The sequence below is a fragment of the Paraburkholderia sediminicola genome (assembly GCF_046027355.1).
GTDB lineage: Bacteria > Pseudomonadota > Gammaproteobacteria > Burkholderiales > Burkholderiaceae > Paraburkholderia > Paraburkholderia sediminicola_B.
The window spans coordinates 23750-41413 of the sequence record NZ_JAQQEK010000051.1 but is presented as its reverse complement, the minus strand read 5'-3'; the positions used below and the strand labels follow the sequence as shown (position 1 = coordinate 41413).

General features: G+C 59.3%; 18 protein-coding genes. 9 read left to right on the top strand and 9 right to left on the bottom strand.

Annotated elements, in window-relative coordinates; translation table 11 throughout:
- Window positions 1-860: hypothetical protein (locus PQR42_RS42405; protein ID WP_408393564.1), on the top strand; the 860-nt coding region annotated here is incomplete at its 5' end.
- Window positions 861-886: 26 nt separating this feature from the next.
- Here the strand turns inward: PQR42_RS42405 and PQR42_RS42400 are convergent.
- The 6 genes from PQR42_RS42400 to PQR42_RS42375 are packed head-to-tail and all read right to left on the bottom strand — an operon-like array spanning window position 887 to window position 3311.
- Window positions 887-1123, bottom strand: a complete 237-nt coding sequence (locus PQR42_RS42400) for a hypothetical protein (protein WP_408393561.1) — start codon at window positions 1121-1123, stop codon at window positions 887-889.
- A gap of 52 nt (window positions 1124-1175) precedes the next feature.
- A complete protein-coding gene (locus PQR42_RS42395) occupies window positions 1176-1625 on the bottom strand; it encodes a hypothetical protein (RefSeq protein ID WP_408393559.1) in 450 nt (149 codons plus the stop codon).
- Between the two features lie 2 nt (window positions 1626-1627).
- The gene (locus PQR42_RS42390; RefSeq protein WP_408393556.1) at window positions 1628-2509 is read right to left on the bottom strand and encodes a ParB/RepB/Spo0J family partition protein; all 882 of its coding nucleotides are present in this window, start codon (window positions 2507-2509) and stop codon (window positions 1628-1630) included.
- Window positions 2502-2816, bottom strand: a complete 315-nt coding sequence (locus PQR42_RS42385) for a hypothetical protein (RefSeq protein ID WP_408291393.1) — start codon at window positions 2814-2816, stop codon at window positions 2502-2504. Before PQR42_RS42385 ends, PQR42_RS42390 begins: the two co-directional genes overlap by 8 nt.
- Window positions 2806-3051 carry a hypothetical protein gene (locus PQR42_RS42380; RefSeq protein ID WP_408393553.1) on the bottom strand — a complete coding sequence of 82 codons (246 nt, stop codon included), beginning with the start codon at window positions 3049-3051 and terminating at the stop codon, window positions 2806-2808. Before PQR42_RS42380 ends, PQR42_RS42385 begins: the two co-directional genes overlap by 11 nt.
- Window positions 3048-3311 carry a beta-hexosaminidase gene (locus PQR42_RS42375; protein WP_408393550.1) on the bottom strand — a complete coding sequence of 88 codons (264 nt, stop codon included), beginning with the start codon at window positions 3309-3311 and terminating at the stop codon, window positions 3048-3050. The genes PQR42_RS42380 and PQR42_RS42375 overlap by 4 nt, the downstream gene beginning before the upstream one ends.
- A 31-nt stretch (window positions 3312-3342) precedes the next feature.
- Here PQR42_RS42375 and PQR42_RS42370 point away from each other — a divergent pair, with 31 nt between their 5' ends.
- The 3 genes from PQR42_RS42370 (at window position 3343) to PQR42_RS42360 (ending at window position 5891) form a co-directional block, all read left to right on the top strand.
- Window positions 3343-4179, top strand: a complete 837-nt coding sequence (locus tag PQR42_RS42370) for an SOS response-associated peptidase family protein (RefSeq protein ID WP_408495590.1) — start codon at window positions 3343-3345, stop codon at window positions 4177-4179.
- 38 nt (window positions 4180-4217) lie between these two features.
- Complete coding sequence (locus tag PQR42_RS42365; RefSeq protein ID WP_408393548.1) at window positions 4218-4712, top strand: hypothetical protein; 495 nt, start codon at window positions 4218-4220, stop codon at window positions 4710-4712.
- A 516-nt stretch (window positions 4713-5228) separates the two neighbouring features.
- On the top strand, window positions 5229-5891 hold the full coding sequence (locus PQR42_RS42360) for a hypothetical protein (RefSeq protein ID WP_408495588.1): 663 nt from the start codon (window positions 5229-5231) through the stop codon (window positions 5889-5891).
- Between the two features lie 161 nt (window positions 5892-6052).
- Here PQR42_RS42360 and PQR42_RS42355 read toward each other — a convergent pair whose 3' ends face one another.
- Window positions 6053-6412, bottom strand: coding sequence for a hypothetical protein (locus PQR42_RS42355; protein ID WP_408393542.1), 360 nt, complete (start codon window positions 6410-6412; stop codon window positions 6053-6055).
- A gap of 863 nt (window positions 6413-7275) precedes the next feature.
- On the opposite strand from PQR42_RS42355, the gene PQR42_RS42350 reads away from it, so the two are divergent.
- Window positions 7276-8259: a GTP pyrophosphokinase gene (locus PQR42_RS42350; RefSeq protein WP_408393539.1), complete on the top strand. Its 984-nt coding sequence runs from the start codon at window positions 7276-7278 to the stop codon at window positions 8257-8259.
- A 348-nt stretch (window positions 8260-8607) separates the two neighbouring features.
- On the opposite strand, the gene PQR42_RS42345 is transcribed toward PQR42_RS42350, so the two are convergent.
- Complete coding sequence (locus PQR42_RS42345; RefSeq protein ID WP_408393536.1) at window positions 8608-9156, bottom strand: hypothetical protein; 549 nt, start codon at window positions 9154-9156, stop codon at window positions 8608-8610.
- Between the two features lie 726 nt (window positions 9157-9882).
- Entirely contained in the window at window positions 9883-10074 is a 192-nt protein-coding gene (locus PQR42_RS42340; protein WP_007175738.1) for a rubredoxin, read from the bottom strand.
- 325 nt (window positions 10075-10399) lie between these two features.
- On the opposite strand from PQR42_RS42340, the gene PQR42_RS42335 reads away from it, so the two are divergent.
- The 4 genes from PQR42_RS42335 to parC all read left to right on the top strand — a co-directional run bounded on the left by PQR42_RS42335 (window position 10400) and on the right by parC (window position 17655).
- On the top strand, window positions 10400-10801 hold the full coding sequence (locus PQR42_RS42335) for a DUF4399 domain-containing protein (RefSeq protein ID WP_134456770.1): 402 nt from the start codon (window positions 10400-10402) through the stop codon (window positions 10799-10801).
- A 180-nt stretch (window positions 10802-10981) separates the two neighbouring features.
- Window positions 10982-12922, top strand: a complete 1941-nt coding sequence (locus PQR42_RS42330; RefSeq protein WP_408444106.1) for an ATP-binding cassette domain-containing protein — start codon at window positions 10982-10984, stop codon at window positions 12920-12922.
- A gap of 354 nt (window positions 12923-13276) precedes the next feature.
- Window positions 13277-15262, top strand: a complete 1986-nt coding sequence (locus PQR42_RS42325) for a DNA topoisomerase IV subunit B (RefSeq protein WP_408210238.1) — start codon at window positions 13277-13279, stop codon at window positions 15260-15262.
- Window positions 15263-15330: 68 nt separating this feature from the next.
- Window positions 15331-17655 carry a DNA topoisomerase IV subunit A gene (parC, locus tag PQR42_RS42320; protein WP_408392951.1) on the top strand — a complete coding sequence of 775 codons (2325 nt, stop codon included), beginning with the start codon at window positions 15331-15333 and terminating at the stop codon, window positions 17653-17655.
- The last annotated feature ends 9 nt before the right edge of the window (window positions 17656-17664 follow it).

The following is a 17664-nucleotide window of genomic DNA, read 5'->3' as shown; positions in this document are numbered from 1 at the left end:
CTCCGAGGCTCCCAATGCAGACAAGCACAATGACAGAACAAGTAGAAGAAAAGACGTTTGGTGTGGAGCAGATAGTAAAGATCGTCGGCTTAGCCGCATCAGTGAGTTTGCCGGCGTCTATTCTCTTTGACTGGGGCTTCTTTGGTGCGCTTGGTATGTCGCTAAGACAAGTGCCAACCTCGCTGGTTGATCATGCAAAAAGCGCGGTGTTCTGGTTTCCGTTCGTCATTCTGATGGGCGTTTCGATGACCGTCTCTGAAATGCTGGTCGTCAGATTCACGAGCGAAATGGGTCCATCGCTGAGAGCGGTCGAGAACGAGAGCCGGGACATTGCGGTCCTCTGGAGAAAGGTTCGTCAGCGCCATCGCAGGCTGTTCATGACGGTAGCGGCGGTCGGCATCGCCTTCATAATCGCTTATCTAGTGGCCGGGGACGCGGTGTTTCTTTGCTTGGTCACCGGTATATCGATGCTCTGGTCGGCCTTCGCAGTCTGGAGTGTTGCGCACCCCGGCGGTCTGCGACGGTGGTCTGCTAATGTCATTACCCTAATCGTGTTTGGTCCGCCGGCCGCACTCATGCTCTGGGGAATAGGGCACATCGAGGGAATGGGAGTGCATTTCGCGCCTCTTTCTACCAGAATTACGGTTACAGGCGCGCCGCCACAAAACGTTGCCGTGATCCGCTACTTGGACAAAGGGCTTTTGGCCCGGACTAAGGGAGGGGACGCCGAATTCTTCCAATGGTCGGCACTCGCCAATGTGGACACGCCGTCGAAGTTCGATGAGAACGACGGTCTTCTCTGCAGTTGGCTGCATCGGTGCTACTGGAATCTGCCGGACCACTTTAAAGATATGCGGTGAGCGTTAGTCGGCATGCCGCGAACCGTCTAGCATGTGATTGCTTCGCGCTTTGCCTTTTCAGACATCCGATCCAGATAATCGGCCACTGCGTCGTAAGCTGCATAGCGCGCGGCGCCTTCCTTGTACGTCGGAATCGGAAAAGTCTCGGCACTGACTTGGTTGCGGATCGTGCCCTCCGACATGGCCAGCAGCGTGGCGAGCTGGCCCATCGTCAGGCGCACGCCGAATTTTTCCAGAATGAATGCGCGAGTAAGCAGGCTCATTTGTTTGCGCTCCCTGAGTGAATGAATGCTGCGTGCTGCTGCATGGTGGTTCTCACTTCGACGGATGCAGCGCGCGATCGAGCTGCATCAAACCGGTTTCGATGGACAGGCGAGCCTGTTCGGCCCACGTGCGTGCTTCCTGCGCGGCTTTGTGCCGGCTATAGCTGCCTACCTCGTCACGCATCAGGTCGAGCAGCTCGATGTCCGCGCCATGCACGACGACGTCGACCAGCTGATGAATCTCGTGGCGAATCGCGTTGATTCGTGCGAGGGTGGCCAGTCGGGAATCCGACTGGCCTTCGTTCATCTGGATAGTCTTGCGCCGCGTGAGCGGCACCTCGTCCTTCTGGATCGCATTGGCGGGCGTGAGCCCGCCGCAGTTGACGTCGTCGTTCGATGCATGCGCCGGAGCGGCGCCAGCGAGCGAAAGCCGTGGGCGTTTGTCCGCTGGTTCCCGCTTACGCGGCAGCGGACGTGGGGTAGAAATGGCCGGGCGAACCATCTTTAAGCTCCTCGCTTCGTATCAAGTAGATCCTTCAGGGGCAGCAGGGCGGTGTGAACTCCTGCGATGGTCTGCTTTTCCAATTGGCCGAACGCGGGATCATGAAGCACAGCCTGCAGGGCCTGCAAAAGTTGCTTTGCCTGCACGTCGGTAATTTTGTGCGTAGCCGGCTTGTCGAGCGCCTTCTTGGTGACTTTGGCCTTCCCGCTGGCCTTTACCTGTGCCGCTGCGTTCGAAAGGCGCTCAAGCGCTTTCTCGCCACCATGCGTCCGGATTTCCTCAATCGCGAGTGTCGACGCCACTACCTTGTCGCGGACGAGCTTGTGAAGTGCGACCGGTGCCTGGGCGAGCAGCAGTACGTCGCGGATCGTCTGGTCTGTGATGTTCAGCCGCTTGCAGATCGTGGAATTGGGCTCGCCGAGCTCCTGCAGTTCAACTACTTTCTCTGCCAATTGCAGCGGTGTCAGCTTCTCGCCATCGTTGTTGGTGATGCCCGAATAGATGAGGTTAACGCGGTTGACTGATTTCGCCTCGTCGATAACGATCGGCAGGCGGTCGATCTCAGCGCCTTCCTGGATGGCCATCAGTGCTGCGTGATAGCGGTGCTGCCCCTCGTACACGAAGATTCGGTCTTTACCCCCGACTTTGCGCACGAAACAGCCAAGCGGCTTTTTGCGGTCGTATCCATTGGCCACAATCAAGCTGGCCAAGTGACGAACCCGCTCCATATCCAACGGGCGAACGTTGTCGCGCGGATCGTAGTGGATCTCACCGGGCGGAACAGTCCAGAGGCCCGATGATCCACCACCGGCAGCCTTGACCGCGGCCTTCGTGTTGCCGGTGACGATCATTGCGTCGAGAACGAGCGGACTGGTCTTAGCCATGATTCGCCTCCAGCCTGGACGGGATACCGCCTACGTCGGCGAACGTGGCATCCGGGGCATAGTGAAACAGCGTGCCGTCAAACGGAGCGATGGTTACACCGGCGAGCCAGTAAACGAGGCGTTCGTCGGAGCGCCGGATAGCCTGCCGCACGACCGTGGCTCGCACGAGCATGTGCAGCTCGAGGCGGAGTGCCTGTCGATCGGCGTGCGGCAATGCGGCCTCAACGTTGTCGATTGTGAGCGGGTCCGTCTGACCAGCAAAAAGGGCGATCAACGCCTTGCAGATCGGGGAGATGTCAGTCTGCATGTTGTCTCCGGAGGCGACCGTAAAGGGTGGCGCGCAGGAACGGCCGGGCAAAGCAGACCGCGCAGAACAATGCGATAGCCACGACGATGAGTTTGCCGGCGGAGGCGCCAGCGAATAGCCAGAGCACGGTGTCTGCGAGACCGGACAGGTAGCCGATATAACGGTGTTGGGCTGAGCCAGTGAGGAACCACACGGTGCAGCACGTGGTAATGGCGACGAGGAGGGCGAAGATCACGCGACCTCCTTTACACGTATCGCGCGTGGTTTCCGCTTCTTCGCCTTGGCGATCATGCTCTCGGCAAGGGACTCGGCCTTCTTGCGTTGATTCCTTTTGATGACCGATGCGCAGTCGTCTTCGCTTGGGTACGAGATCGACGTGCCGACGGCGTCGGTGCCGTCGAGGATTATGTAGAGCGTGTGCACGCTGCCGGCGAGAGGTCGGCGCGCAACGACGTACTTTCCCACCATGACAGGTGTGGTCGCGCGCGGTGCCATCGGATCGTAATGAACGATAGAGCGCAGGCCGATGGTGTACTGGGAGCATGGCGGCCGCGATCTGAAAGCTCCGTTGGCGATGGAGGCGGCGTTTTCGGATGCCCATACCGACGACGAGCGTCGCATCCGGGCGTTGATTGCCGAAAACAATGCGCAGCGTGCGACGAAACTTGAACAGGAGCTTTTCAAGCAGCGGACGCGTCTCGCCGATGCGGAACGCATTCTGGAGTCGAAGGCGACAAAGGCCGCCACTGAAAACAAGCGGATTGCGTCCGACAAGATCGACGCCGCGGTGCGCCGGCTGGCTGACCTGAAGCGCATGACCTTAAAGGATGCGGATTCGCGCATCTATCCCGGCTGGTATGCGCCAGTGATGATCGTTCAGGACGGCCGCCGCGTTGTTGTTCCAATGCGCTATCGCTGCCGGCTACCAGGCTGGACGGAGCAGATGGAGAGGGAAAAGCCGGGGACATACAACGCCCGACGAGACAATCTGCGGCGCGTATGGGGGAAGTTGTTCGGCTACAACCACGGCATCATGGTCGTCACTCGTTTCTACGAGAACGTCAATCGGAACGGGAAGAATGTCGTTTTGCAGTTCGATCCGACGCCGCCGCAACAAATGGTGGTCGCCTGCCTGTGGTCACGCACGCCGATACCAGGCGAACCCGATCTATGGTCATTTGCGGCGATCACTGACGAGCCGCCGCCGGAAGTCGCGGCGGCCGGTCACGATCGCTGTATTGTCCCGATCAAGCCGGAGAACGTCGACGCATGGCTCAATCCAGATCCGTCCGACCTGACGTCGCTCTACGCCATTCTCGACGACCGCGAGCGGCCGTACTACGAACATCGAATGGCGGCTTGACTTGCTGACGCTGCAACTGCTCACCTCCAATGCTAAAAATGAGCGAAACGCCGAAAAAACAGACCTTCATCAAAAACATCGACCCCGAACAGGCCAAATACTGGCTGAAGTTCTTCGAAGACATTCGGTCGTTAGCGCACTCGGACAGCCTGGAATGGCAACTGGAGACCGTAAAGCACCTCGCGATCATCCATGGAGCTGGACTTGCCGCCTCCGTTGCTATCGTTGCCGCCGACAAGATGGCTCCGATCAGAAGCCAGGGTATTACGTGCATCGCACTCTGCGCGCTCGGATTGCTGCTGGCCGTGGCCCTGATGTTCTGGCGATGGATATGGGGCACAGTGCAGACTCGCAAACTGCTATTTTTCATCAAAGCATTTGAACGCGGTGATGCTCCGATTGAAGACTTCGACGCTCTTGTCCTCACGGGATGGAAACGGATCGTTACCTTCGGTGCTGCGGGGCTATCGTTGCTTCTGTTCGGCATTTCCATCGGAATCGTCGTCTTCGCCATCCTTTGTTTGAAGAGCTAATGGAGGAGTGACCGGCAAAGTGACTTTGAACGGCCCATTCGACCCAACTCGGCCATTCAGCGTCTGGACGACCGCATGTCTTCTTCCAAGCCTCGTCAGCCGAGGTGGCACCTCTCCACAGGTATGATCGTCGGCCAGCCTTCCGTTTCAATTAAGTACGCACAGAAACGTTAGAGGTTTTATTTTGAAGCTGCTGACGAGTCCAACTTTCTCTTAGGTTACATCCGCTAACTGACCGGCTGTGGCGGTCTGACGGGTTACTTTGGCTGGCAGATGGCCTCACCAGAGATTAATAGGTTAGATCTGGCGTTATAGGGTCCATGTAGTGGGGAGCGGGCGTTCTTAGGACTATGGCAAGTGGCGGGGCCGGCTATGAACAAAAATCAAAAAGATCGTCATCGATCTGTCCACTCGCGCACCAATTTCGATCGCTCATGCACTATGCTTAAGACCGATGCAGTGCTAGTGGCGCGGCCGACACCGGTGACGAGGTTGCACGTTGGGATAGGAGTGGAAATGGGTGACTTAATAAAAGAAATATTACCCGCACTTCCTAACTTTTTCAGTGACCTAATTGAGATATTTTCCGGCCCGAAATCATTCCTTATTTCTATAGACTTTAATACTCGAAAAACGCTCACTAGGGCCGTGATTTTCCTCGGAGTGAGTACTCTGGTTACATATCTGAGCCAGATTTGGTACATCGAGCGATGGAAAACAGAACCGCTTGCCGATTTTTTTGAATATCTTGTGATTAATGGGATGACATTCTTCTTTGACGTCTTGCTTCTCAAATTGGCATGGCGGCTGGCGGGTGGCAAGGCCGAATTTAAGAAGTTGGTGACCTTTGCCGCGTACGAAGGTGGTGCTGGCTATCTAATTGGGAGCTTTGTATCGCTGCTGGGAGCGGGCGTCGCACGAACGATAGACCCGACTGGATTCCCTGCATTGGTGGCGCTAGACACGACTAGGATATTGGAAACACCCTCGGTGGCCGTATATATTGTGCTAATAGCCGCTTTTTTCTACATATTGTTCGCAAATATTTGGTTATTTCTCGTCTGGGGTGCCTTCCGGGAGATAAACGAAGTCCCGAGGCTGCGTTCGGCGATGGCGTTCGTTTTATATTATGCGTTTAGTATTCCATTTGCCATTCTGTCCGCTTACGTGCGAATCTGAGCAAACGAGGAGGTGCGGCCTGTGGGGTGCTGCCACGACGGTGATTTATTCATCGACGTGCACACTGCGGCGTTGCCTGGCCGACGCCGAAATCTGTGTGGAAACGGCCATTTGTGCGCACAGTAAGGATTTGCATAAATGGCCTTTACAAGAGGTAGTGATTAGACTTTGGATGCTGGTTCAGCGTTGGCAATGGCAGGCGGTGCTGCCGCAGCGGTCTGAATGGGCACAGGCGGATTCAAAAAACTTTCAATCGTATTGACGAGATTTTTCAGTTCCTTGATGCGATTCTTAACGTTTCCCCGAATTACGGTGGTATCGAGCGCATTAATAGTGCGCTTCACCCGCGATTTGTTATAACCACGTCGTCCTATTTGATAGCAGTCGTTTAGATCGGCAGCTGGGCTCGGGCGCAAAGTCATGTCATCCACGGCGGGGTGTTTAATATCGAAATACTGTGCAGTAATCTCTAGAGGTTTACCAGCACTCCGTAAGCCTTGCAAATGGGCAATCGCGCGCAAATTTGGGCATAACTTAAAAGAGCAGCCTAGCAGCGCAAGGTGGCAAGTACTAGAGCATCAGACCGGCTGCTGGCCTCATCGCGGAGGAGGCTGGTTAACGCTCGATCGCGATGCCAGTTAACTTGATTTCGATTTTTCAATGAATGTCGTGACCAAGGTCTTCTTGGTCTTGCATGCAGCACACGAGATTTCGGCCTGAAAGTCAAATTCAAGAGCTTGCGCATCGATTCTGCTCACTCGGTACAGGAGAAATTCAGTTCCGTGGCATGCCGGACACTTGTAGGTGGCGCACTCGATGGGTACGTGTGCCTGCACGGCTTGGTACATTGCAGCACAGATTGGACAGCGGGCTTCGATGCGACCCTTTCCACCGAGAGGCCAGCCAATACCATCCTTCTGCTCAATCCATTCGACTGATACGGCCGGGAGCCATCGTCCGGCAACCGCGTGGCGACATGACGACGAGCGTTGCATTGATCGACGATTCCACGAATGTTTCCCGGCAGGTTCTCACGCCACAAGCTTCGCACCCCGTTGCTACATAGTTGCTACAGCCGAGGGGGTGGTCCTTTATGCATGGGCATTTTGAGTCTCATTCCACCCCCTGAACTATTGCCGCCTTGGGACGACAAGTCAAAGCTACTTTGTCCGTCTCAGTGTGACCTGTTGCGGTCCTTCGTCATACTCAAGAGCGGCCATTTCGATCCGCCACGTCGGCGTCCACCGCTGGCCTAAGGGCTCGCCGCGCGGTGGCACCAGTTTGCCTTGATACAATTTCGGTTGACTATCGACAAGCGGCTATTGTTTCGCGAGTCTGGATGTTCTCGCTGAATGGTTGTTACTCAAATTATAGGGGCGACAAGATGGATCTGACTGAATTGAAGGCTCGATATGAAGAGCTCGCGCCACTGCACACAAGAGTCGCCGCCAACATAAAAGATGTTTTACAGAACTTTCTTCTGGAATCCTCCGTTCCCTATGTTTCGGTATCGTCCAGAGTGAAGGATTTTGATTCGTTTTGTGACAAAGTGGACTCAAAAGGGTATAAAAACCCTTTTGATGAAAATACTGACTTTGTCGGGGTTCGGGCAATTCTTTACTTTCCGAGTGATATCGATAAGATTTCTGATGTGATTAAAAAAGAGTTCGCAGTTGTCGAAAGCGAGGACAAGTCGGACAAGGTTGAATGGAATGAATTTGGTTACAGGTCTCATCATTTTATTGTCAAAGTGCCCGGCAGCTGGAGTGCAGCGCCAAATTATCGAAATTTAACTGATATAAAAATAGAGATCCAAATCAGAACTGTTCTCATGCATGCGTGGGCGGAGATAGAACACAAGTTACAGTATAAAAACCGTAGCAAAGTTCCGGGGGAATTGAGGCGGAAGCTAGCACGCCTCAGCGCCAAGCTTGAAGAGGCGGACGAAAATTTTCAGGATTTAAAAGAAAGCATTGAAGCGTATAAAACTGAAGTAGCGGAGGTTATCGGCCGCGCAGAAGTTCCAGAGCAACTTGAAGTTAATATCTTTTTTCTTCAGGAACTTCTTCAAACATTTTATGGGCGACATAAACAAGAACAAGGAACAGCAGATAACGTTCTTGAGGAGATCGTCGAAAAGCAGGTCACGGCAAAGCAGATTATCTCGGCAATTCACGCGTTCGCACCATTGGAGCCATGGCTTGAAGAACGATTTGGGGGCGTGATGACGGCCGGGAACATGCTCTCTTTCGCCTTGGAGACCATTCATCCTGGGTTTTGGTCGCCAGACAGATGTAACGATGCGCGCAACAACAGGATTAGGCAGCTTCGACGTCGCGCGGAAGAGTTGGGCATCATCTCGGCATAGCCGAAAAAATCTTGCCAGGCCTTCTCGGTCATATGTCAACAATCTGAGCCGCAGTGTTGAATATCTTAACTTGGCCGATTGTTGCCGGATGAGCGCGCGAGCCGGGGCTGCGGAATACTCCGCCGATCGCTAAAAGGGGAAATTTTGTTTGCTACAGATCTGCTACAGCAGGGGTAGCCATCCATATCTGACAGGCCTTGCGCCTGTCATTCCACCCCCTGAACTATCGCCGCCCAAGAAGGCGAATCAAAGTGACTTTGGCCGTCGAGCGAAGCCTTGGCTTCACGGTCTTCCCATCGCATTGGCTTGCAGCGGACACTCATTAGTGAAAATGGCTGAGGTCCGTCGCTATTTGTTCGGAGCCGGCTGGACACTTTGTTCTGGTGGCGGTTCAGCACTGTCTTCCGGGGTCGGCTGGACTTCGTCTTCCGGAAGCGGCTCAATGCTCTGCACGGCGGGTGGCTGAATGCTCTTGACCACGACGGGCGGCTCAACGCCTGGCACCGGCGCGCTGTGCAGGTCGGTGCTCAAGCCGCTGCTCAGGCCCGTGCCCACGTTCGAGGTCGTGGTGCTTGCACTCTTGAGCACGCCGTGCGCATCGAACAGGAACACCGCCGCAGACGAGCGCGTGTCGGCACCGCCAACCAACGACCCGATGAACGGAAGAAAGCTCTCAGGATGCGGCCTCGACGTCACGAACGTGTAGACGAGCAACGTCGAACCGTCGTCCAGCGCAGTCTGCACCGACGCCGGGCCGAGCATGGCTGTCACGTCTTGCAGGGTCGTCACGCCAGGCCTGAAGCTCGACATCTGTTGAGGCCTCACTTCGACCCCGGCCGACATGCAACCGGCAAGCAGCGCGCCGCACAGCAGCCCAACTACCAGTCCATGTTTCATGTTGCCCCCATATTGACAATTCTATGACGACGGCGTGTGGTCGGCACGCGGCGAGAAAAGCCAAGCACGCTAAGGGCGCTAGGTGGTGGTGGTCTGGTGGAACGCTCATCGGCAACAGTTCAGCGGTCGCCGAGGCGCATCACCCTTCCCGTCGCGTACCAAGGAGGACAGCAAGTCGGGGAGACGGAGCGTAGCCTTCGACGGGGCACCGGATTCAAGGCGGTGCGAACAATCGTGGAAACGACCGTCCGCAATTCACCGAGGTCCGGTCGTCCAACGGCGCAATGCAAATGTCTCTTCCTGGCCCGATTGTCGTTGGATGAGTGGGCGCGAGCCGGGACTGCATAACAGTCGGCTGATACTCTAGGAGCGGAGTTCTATGTGCTACAGATCTGCTACAGCAAGGGTAGCAACCCATATCTGACAGGCCTTGCGCCTCTCATTCCACCCCCTGAACTACAGGGAGAGGACCAAACCAAAATCATCGCCGCAATCTCGCTATTGAACAAGGTCCGCGGGGATCGGGCGAGTCCAAATTCGCCAGCGAGCGCAGAGTATATCAAACACGCCCAAACGCGAGGAGTGCCGCGCGAGGGCGCAGAAGCCCGTCCCACAAAGCAAACGGCCCAGCAGTCAAAGCCTGCTGGGCCGTGTGAACTGGCCGGGCGACCGCACCGGCGCATGCAACAAACTAACGCATCGCCCCCGCCACCCAATAAACCCGCCTCAGAACTCCACCACCGCGAACTCAGCCTTGCCCACGTCGCACAGCGGGCAGCGCCAGTCTTCGGGAATCGCGGCGAAGCGCGTGCCCGGCGCGATGCCTTCCTCGGGCAGGCCTTCTTCCTCGTTGTAGATCCAGCCGCAAATCAGGCAGACCCAGCTCTTATATTCAGTCACTTCAATTACTTCGCTCACGACGCACTCTTCTCTAGTTCAATGCAAGATCCGGCCAGTCTGCCCCTTTTTTGGGCACGGCGGCGACCCGCAATATTACCGGAATTTGTCAATCCGGCTGAAAACATCCCGATGTGGCGGCGCCGCACAGCGCCCGGGACAACGCCGAGCCCACTCGACGGACCGCGTCACACACAGCGTGTATGCTCTGATCCGCAGCTGATCTTTTGGACCGGCGCGCCGGGGCGCCTGGCATGAACTGCGACGATCGGCCTCAGGTCACTGAGGCGCCATCGTCGCCGACATGGCCCGCGCAGACTCTCGTTTCCCAAAAAGGAGAAAAACGATGTTCAAAAACAAATGGTTGGTCGGTGCGGCATTGGCCGGATTGCTCGCCGTATCCGGCGCGGCGCAGGCCGCAAGCGTATCGTTCGTGCAGCCGGCGGACGGCGCGACCGTCAGCAATCCCGTCCACGTGGTGTTCGGCGTCGACGGCATGAAGATCGCGCCGGCCGGCACGATGACGGAAGGCACGGGCCACCATCATCTGCTGGTGGACGGCAAGCCGCTGCCCAAGGGCGAGGTCATCCCCGCGAACGACAAATCGCTGCACTTCGGCAAGGGTCAGACCGAAACCGACCTGACGCTGCCGCCGGGCGACCACACGCTGACGCTGCAATTCGGCGACGGCGCACATCGTTCGTACGGTCCGGAAATGAGCAAGACCATCACGGTGCACGTGAAGTAACCTGTCGCACGAGACAGCCGGGCGCGTGCAAACGCCGTCCGGCTTCTTCACCATGCGCACCGGGCTTGTCCGCATCTGGCAAGCCGGCCATTTGGCCTATCTCTTCCGGCACACAGGCACCCGCCCGTGCGCCCGGTACAATGAGCAGTTCCGACTCATCGCTGTCTTCTCCAATTCTCCATGTCGCTTTACACCATTACCGGGGCCCAACTGGCGTTCGGTCACGTCGCGTTGCTCGATCACGCGGATTTCTCTCTCGAAGCGGGCGAACGCGTCGGGCTGATCGGCCGCAACGGCGCGGGCAAGTCGTCGCTGCTGAAAATCGTCGCCGATCTGACCAAGCCTGACGACGGCCTCGTCACGCGCCAGCAGAGTCTGTCCACGGTCTACGTGCCGCAAGAGCCGGAGTTCGACACGGACGACACGGTGTTCGACGCGGTCGCCGCCGGCCTCACGCACGCCCGCGCGCTGCTGGACGAATACGACGCGGTCGCCAATCAGCTCGCCGACGAACCGGAAGGTCCGGAGCACGATGCGCTGATGTCGCGCATGAACACGCTGCAATCGGCGCTTGACCATTCGGACGCTTGGAACTGGAGCACGCGCGTGGCCACCACGCTGCAGCAGATCGGTCTGAATGGCGAGGCGCGGGTGGGGTCGCTGTCGGGCGGCATGCAAAAGCGCGTCGCGCTGGCGCGCGCGCTGGTCGTGCAGCCCGACGTGCTGCTGCTCGACGAACCGACCAACCACCTCGACTTCGACGGCATCCGCTGGCTCGAAGACCTGCTGGTCTCGCTGCGCGCGGGCCTGCTCTTCATTACTCACGATCGCGCGTTTCTCGACCGCGTCGCCACGCGCATCGTCGAACTGGATCGCGGGCGTCTGTTGTCGTATCCGGGCAATTTCTCGGCTTATCAGACGCGCAAGGCGCAGCAGCTCGAAGTCGAGCAAGTGGAAGCGGCCAAGTTCGACAAGCTGCTCGCGCAGGAAGAAGTGTGGATTCGCAAGGGCGTCGAAGCGCGCCGCACGCGCAGCGTCGGCCGGATCGCGCGGCTCGTGGAGATGCGCAACCAGCGCGCGGAACGGCGCAACGTGCAGGGCAACGTCAAGCTCGACGTGGGCCAGGGCGAGAAGTCCGGCAAGATCGTCGCCGAATTGACCGACGTCACCAAGCGCTACGGTTCGCGCACGGTGGTCGACAGTTTCACGGCCACGGTCATGCGCGGCGACAAGATCGGCTTTGTCGGTCCGAACGGCGCGGGCAAAACCACGCTGCTCAAGCTGATCCTCGGCGAGCTGGCGCCGGACGAAGGCACGGTGCGCATCGGCACGAATCTGCAGGTCGCGTATTTCGACCAGATGCGCGCGCAACTCGATCTGGAAAAGAGCCTCGCCGACACCATCAGCCCGGGCAGCGAGTGGGTCGAAGTCAACGGCCAGAAGAAGCACGTCATGAGCTATCTCGGCGACTTCCTGTTCGCGCCGGAACGCGCGCGTTCGCCGGTCAAGTCGCTGTCGGGCGGCGAGCGTAACCGTCTGCTGCTCGCGCGTCTGTTCGCGCGTCCGGCCAACGTGCTGGTGCTCGACGAACCGACCAACGACCTCGACATTCCCACGCTCGAATTGCTCGAAGAACTGCTCACGGAATACGACGGCACGGTGCTGCTGGTCAGCCACGACCGCGCGTTCCTCGATAACGTCGCGACCTCGGTGATCGCGTCGGAAGGCGGCGGCAAGTGGCGCGAGTATGTCGGCGGCTTTACCGATTGGCAGATCCAGCGCGACCGTTCGCAGCAAATGGCGCTGGACGCGCAGAAAGAAGCCGGCAAGGACGCGGGCAAAGACACGGCCGCGGCCAAAGACAGTTCCGCGGGCCGCAATACGCCGCAACGCGCCGCGAAGCTGTCGTTCAAGGAGCAGCGTGAACTGGAGGCGCTGCCGGAAAAGATCGCCGCGCTCGAAGCCGAGCAGAAAGCGATAGGCGCACAACTCGAAGACGGCTCCGTGTTCGCCAAAGACGCGCAGGAAGGCACGCGTTTGACGGAGCGCTATGCCGCGATCGACGAAGAACTGCTGGTCGCGCTCGAACGCTGGGACGAGCTGGAAAACCGGCGCAAATAAGGCGCGGGGGCGGCGCGGGATTGGACCGCGCCGCCCCCGTCCCTTATCCAGACGGCTAATCCTGCGCATCGTGAATTGCCGCCCGTATCGAAATCAGTAAAATACCCCGCGAACAGGCTTCCCCGGTGTTCGCACCAGCGTCGACGTTGCCCACCCTGCTGCATGCAGGTCAGGCTTCGAGCCGCCGTCGAGCGCGCCAACGGGAAGCCAGGCGACAAAACAGCTTGCCCGCACTGCGGGCACCCCACCTAACCCCGTTGTTTCGTTTCGCTTTTTTTGAAAACTCAACGCATTGTCCACAGACCTGTGAACAGGACCTGTGGACAACGATGAACCGACGCACCCGAGTCAACCATGTCTACGAAAAAGCCAAACGCCGCGTATAGCGAAGCGTCGATCAAGGTGTTGAAGGGCCTGGAGCCGGTCAAGCAACGGCCCGGGATGTACACCCGCACCGAGAATCCGCTGCACATCATTCAGGAAGTCATCGACAACGCGTCGGACGAGGCCCTCGGCGGCTACGGCCGGCAAATCACGGTCACGCTGCACGCGGACCATTCGGTCTCGGTCGAAGACGACGGCCGCGGCATTCCCTTCGGCCTGCATCCGGAAGAAGGCGTGCCGGTCGTCGAGATCGTCTTCACGCGCCTGCACGCGGGCGGCAAGTTCGACAAAGCCGCCGGCGGCGCGTACACGTTCTCGGGCGGCTTGCACGGCGTCGGCGTGTCCGTCACCAACGCGCTGTCCACGCGCCTCGACGTCACCGTGTGGCGCGACGGCAAGATCGCCGAACTGAGTTTCGCCAATGGCGACGTCGCCAAGGAACTCGAAGTGCGGCCCGCCACGAAAGGCGACAAGAAATCCGGCACGCGCGTCACGGCGTGGGCCAATCCCAAGTACTTCGATTCGCCGAACCTGCCGCTCGGCGAACTGCAACGTCTGCTGCGCTCGAAAGCGGTGCTGCTGCCGGGCGTCGAAGTCACGCTGATCAACGAGAAAACCGGCGAACAGCAAAGCTGGAAATACGAAGACGGTCTGCGCGGCTATCTGCTCGAAGGCATGAACGGCGGCGATCTGCTGATTCCGCTGTTCGAGGGCGAGCGCTATGCCGAAAACTCGCGCGCGAGCGAAGAGACGTTCGCTGAGGGCGAGGGCGCCGCGTGGGTCGTCGCGTGGAGCGAGGAAGGGACGCTCACGCGCGAGTCGTACGTCAACCTGATTCCGACGCCCGCGGGCGGCACCCACGAATCCGGTTTGCGCGACGGTCTGTATCAGGCGGTGAAGAGCTTCGTCGAGTTGCACAACCTGCAGCCGAAGGGCGTCAAGCTGCTCGCTGAAGACGTGTTCGCGCGCGTGTCGTTCGTGCTGTCCGCGAAGGTGCTCGATCCGCAATTCCAAGGGCAGATCAAGGAACGCCTGAATAGCCGCGACGCGGTCAAGCTGGTGTCGTCGTTCACGCGGCCGGCGTTGGAGTTGTGGCTGAATCAGCACGTCGAGCACGGCAAGAAGCTCGCCGACCTCGTCATCAAGCAGGCGCAGGCGCGCACGCGCGCCGGGCAGAAGGTCGAGAAGCGCAAGAGCTCGGGCGTCGCTGTGTTGCCGGGCAAGCTGACCGATTGTGAATCGACGGAAATCGGCCGCAACGAACTGTTCCTTGTCGAGGGCGATTCGGCGGGCGGCTCCGCGAAGATGGGCCGAGACAAGGAATACCAGGCCATCCTGCCGCTGCGCGGCAAGGTGCTGAACACGTGGGAGACCGAGCGTGACCGCCTGTTCGCCAATAACGAGGTGCATGACATTTCGGTGGCGATCGGCGTCGATCCGCACAGCCCGGACGACAAGGTCGATCTGTCGAATCTGCGCTACGGCAAGATCTGCATTCTGTCGGACGCGGACGTCGACGGTTCGCACATTCAGGTGCTGCTGCTCACGCTGTTCTTCAAGCATTTCCCGCAGTTGATCGAACGCGGACATGTGTGCGTGGCGCGTCCGCCGCTGTTCCGGGTCGATGCGCCCGCGCGCGGCAAGAAGCCGGCGCAGAAGCTATACGCGCTCGACGAAGGCGAACTCGAAGCGATTCTCGACAAGCTGCGCAAGGACGGTGTGCGCGATACGCAGTGGTCCATCAGCCGCTTCAAGGGCCTCGGTGAAATGAGCGCGGAGCAGTTGTGGGACACCACGATGAACCCCGACACGCGGCGCCTGAGCCCGGTGGCGCTCGGCGAACTCGACTACGACGCCACGGTCGCGCGCATGACCATGCTGATGGGCAAGGGCGAAGCGGCGTCGCGCCGCAGCTGGCTGGAAGAAAAGGGCAACGAAGTGGAAGCGGATATCTGAGCGCGCGGTTCTGACCGCGCTCTGACTTCGCACGAAAACTTCACGCCAAACACGGATACGGAATCTAGATGGACGACGATAACACTCTCGACCTTTTCACCGAGCCGCCGCCCCCGGAGGGCGACTTTCTCACGCTCGGCAACTATGCGGAACGCGCGTACCTCGACTATGCGGTGAGCGTGGTCAAGGGCCGCGCGCTGCCGGATGTGTGCGACGGCCAGAAGCCGGTGCAGCGCCGCATTCTGTTCGCGATGAACGACATGGGTCTCTCCGACAACGCGAAGCCGGTCAAATCGGCGCGCGTGGTCGGCGACGTGCTCGGTAAGTATCACCCGCACGGCGACCAGTCCGCGTACGACGCACTGGTGCGTCTCGCGCAAGACTTCTCGATGCGCTATCCGCTGATCGACGGCCAGGGCAATTTCGGTTCGCGCGACGGCGACGGCGCAGCGGCGATGCGGTACACAGAAGCGCGCCTCACGCCGATCTCGAAGCTGCTGCTCGATGAAATCAACCAGGGCACGGTCGATTTCATGCCGAACTATGACGGCTCGTCCGAGGAACCGAGGCTGTTGCCCGCGCGCTTGCCGTTCGTGTTGCTGAACGGCGCATCGGGTATTGCGGTCGGATTGGCCACGGAAATTCCTTCGCACAATTTGCGCGAGGTCGCGGCAGCGACGGTCGCAATGATCCGCAATCCGAAGATCGAACACGCGGAATTGATGCAACACATCGCCGGGCCGGATTTTCCGGGCGGCGGTCAGATCATTTCGAGCGACGCCGAGATTTCCGCTGCGTACGAAAGCGGCCGCGGCAGCCTGAAGGTGCGGGCACGCTGGAAGATCGAAGAACTCGCTCGTGGTCAGTGGCAACTGGTGATCACCGAACTGCCGCCGAACACCGCAGCGCAGAAGGTGCTCGAAGAAATCGAGGAGCAGACCAACCCGAAGATCAAGCTCGGCAAAAAGGCGCTCACCCCCGAACAACTGCAAACCAAGCAGACCATGCTGGCGCTGCTCGATGCCGTGCGTGACGAGTCTGGCCGGGACGCGCCCGTGCGGCTCGTGTTCGAGCCGAAGTCGAGCCGTATCGATCAGACCGATTTCGTGAACACGCTGCTCGCGCACACGAGCCTCGAATCGAATGCGTCGCTCAATATGGTCATGGTCGGTGGCGACGGCCGACCCCGTCAGAAGGGCTTGAGCGAAATCCTGCACGAGTGGATCGCGTTCCGCTTCGCCACGGTGACGCGCCGCACGCGGCATCGATTGACAAAGGTCGACGACCGGATTCACATCCTCGAAGGCCGGATGATCGTCTTTTTGAATATCGACGAAGTCATCCGCATCATCCGCGAATCGGACGAACCGAAGGTCGCGTTGATGGCCGCGTTTGGCCTGTCCGATCGTCAGGCCGAGGACATTCTTGAAATCCGTCTGCGTCAGTTGGCGCGGCTCGAGAAGATCAAGATCGAGAAGGAACTCGCCGAACTGAAAGACGAGAAGGCCAAGCTGGAAGAACTGCTCGGCAGCGAATCGGCCATGAAGCGCCTGCTCATCAAGGAAATCGAAGGCGACGCCAAGCAGTACGGCGACGAGCGCCGCACGCTGATCCAGCAGGAAAAGCGCGCGACGTTCGAAGCGCGCGTGGTCGACGAACCGGTGACGGTCGTGGTCTCGCAGAAGGGCTGGGTGCGTGCGCTGAAGGGTCATGGACTCGACGCGGCGGGCTTCACGTTCAAGGCCGGCGACGGGCTCTATGCGGCGTTCCAGTGCCGTACGCCGGACACGCTGGTCGCGTGGGGCAGCAACGGCCGTGTCTACTCGGTCGCGGTCGCGATGCTGCCGGGCGGCCGAGGTGACGGCGTGCCGGTCACATCGCTGATCGAGCTGGAATCGGGCAGCCATCTGATGCATTACTACGCGGCGTCCGCGGATCAGGCGCTGCTGCTTGCCTCGAGCAACGGCTTCGGCTTCGTCGCCAAGGTCGGCGACATGGTGAGCCGCGTGAAGGCCGGCAAGTCGTTCATGACGATCGACGCCGGCGCCGCGCCGCTCGCGCCGATGCCGATGCTGCCGGATGCGACGCACATTGCGTGTCTCTCCTCGGGCGGCCGTCTGCTGGTGTTCGGCCTCGACGAGATGAAGACGCTTTCGGGCGGCGGCCGCGGCGTCACGTTGATGGGTCTCGACGACAAGGAAACGCTGGTGCAGGCGCTGGCCATCAATAACGCGGGTGTCGTGTTGATCGGCACGCGCCGTGGCGGCCGCGTCGATGAAGAGAAGGTGAGCGGCGCCGCGCTCGCGCCGCATATCGGCAAGCGGGCGCGCAAGGGCCGCGCGCCTGAGAGCAAGATGAAGCTCGAAAGCATGCGTCCGGTGCTGGCCGTTTGACAAAGCTTG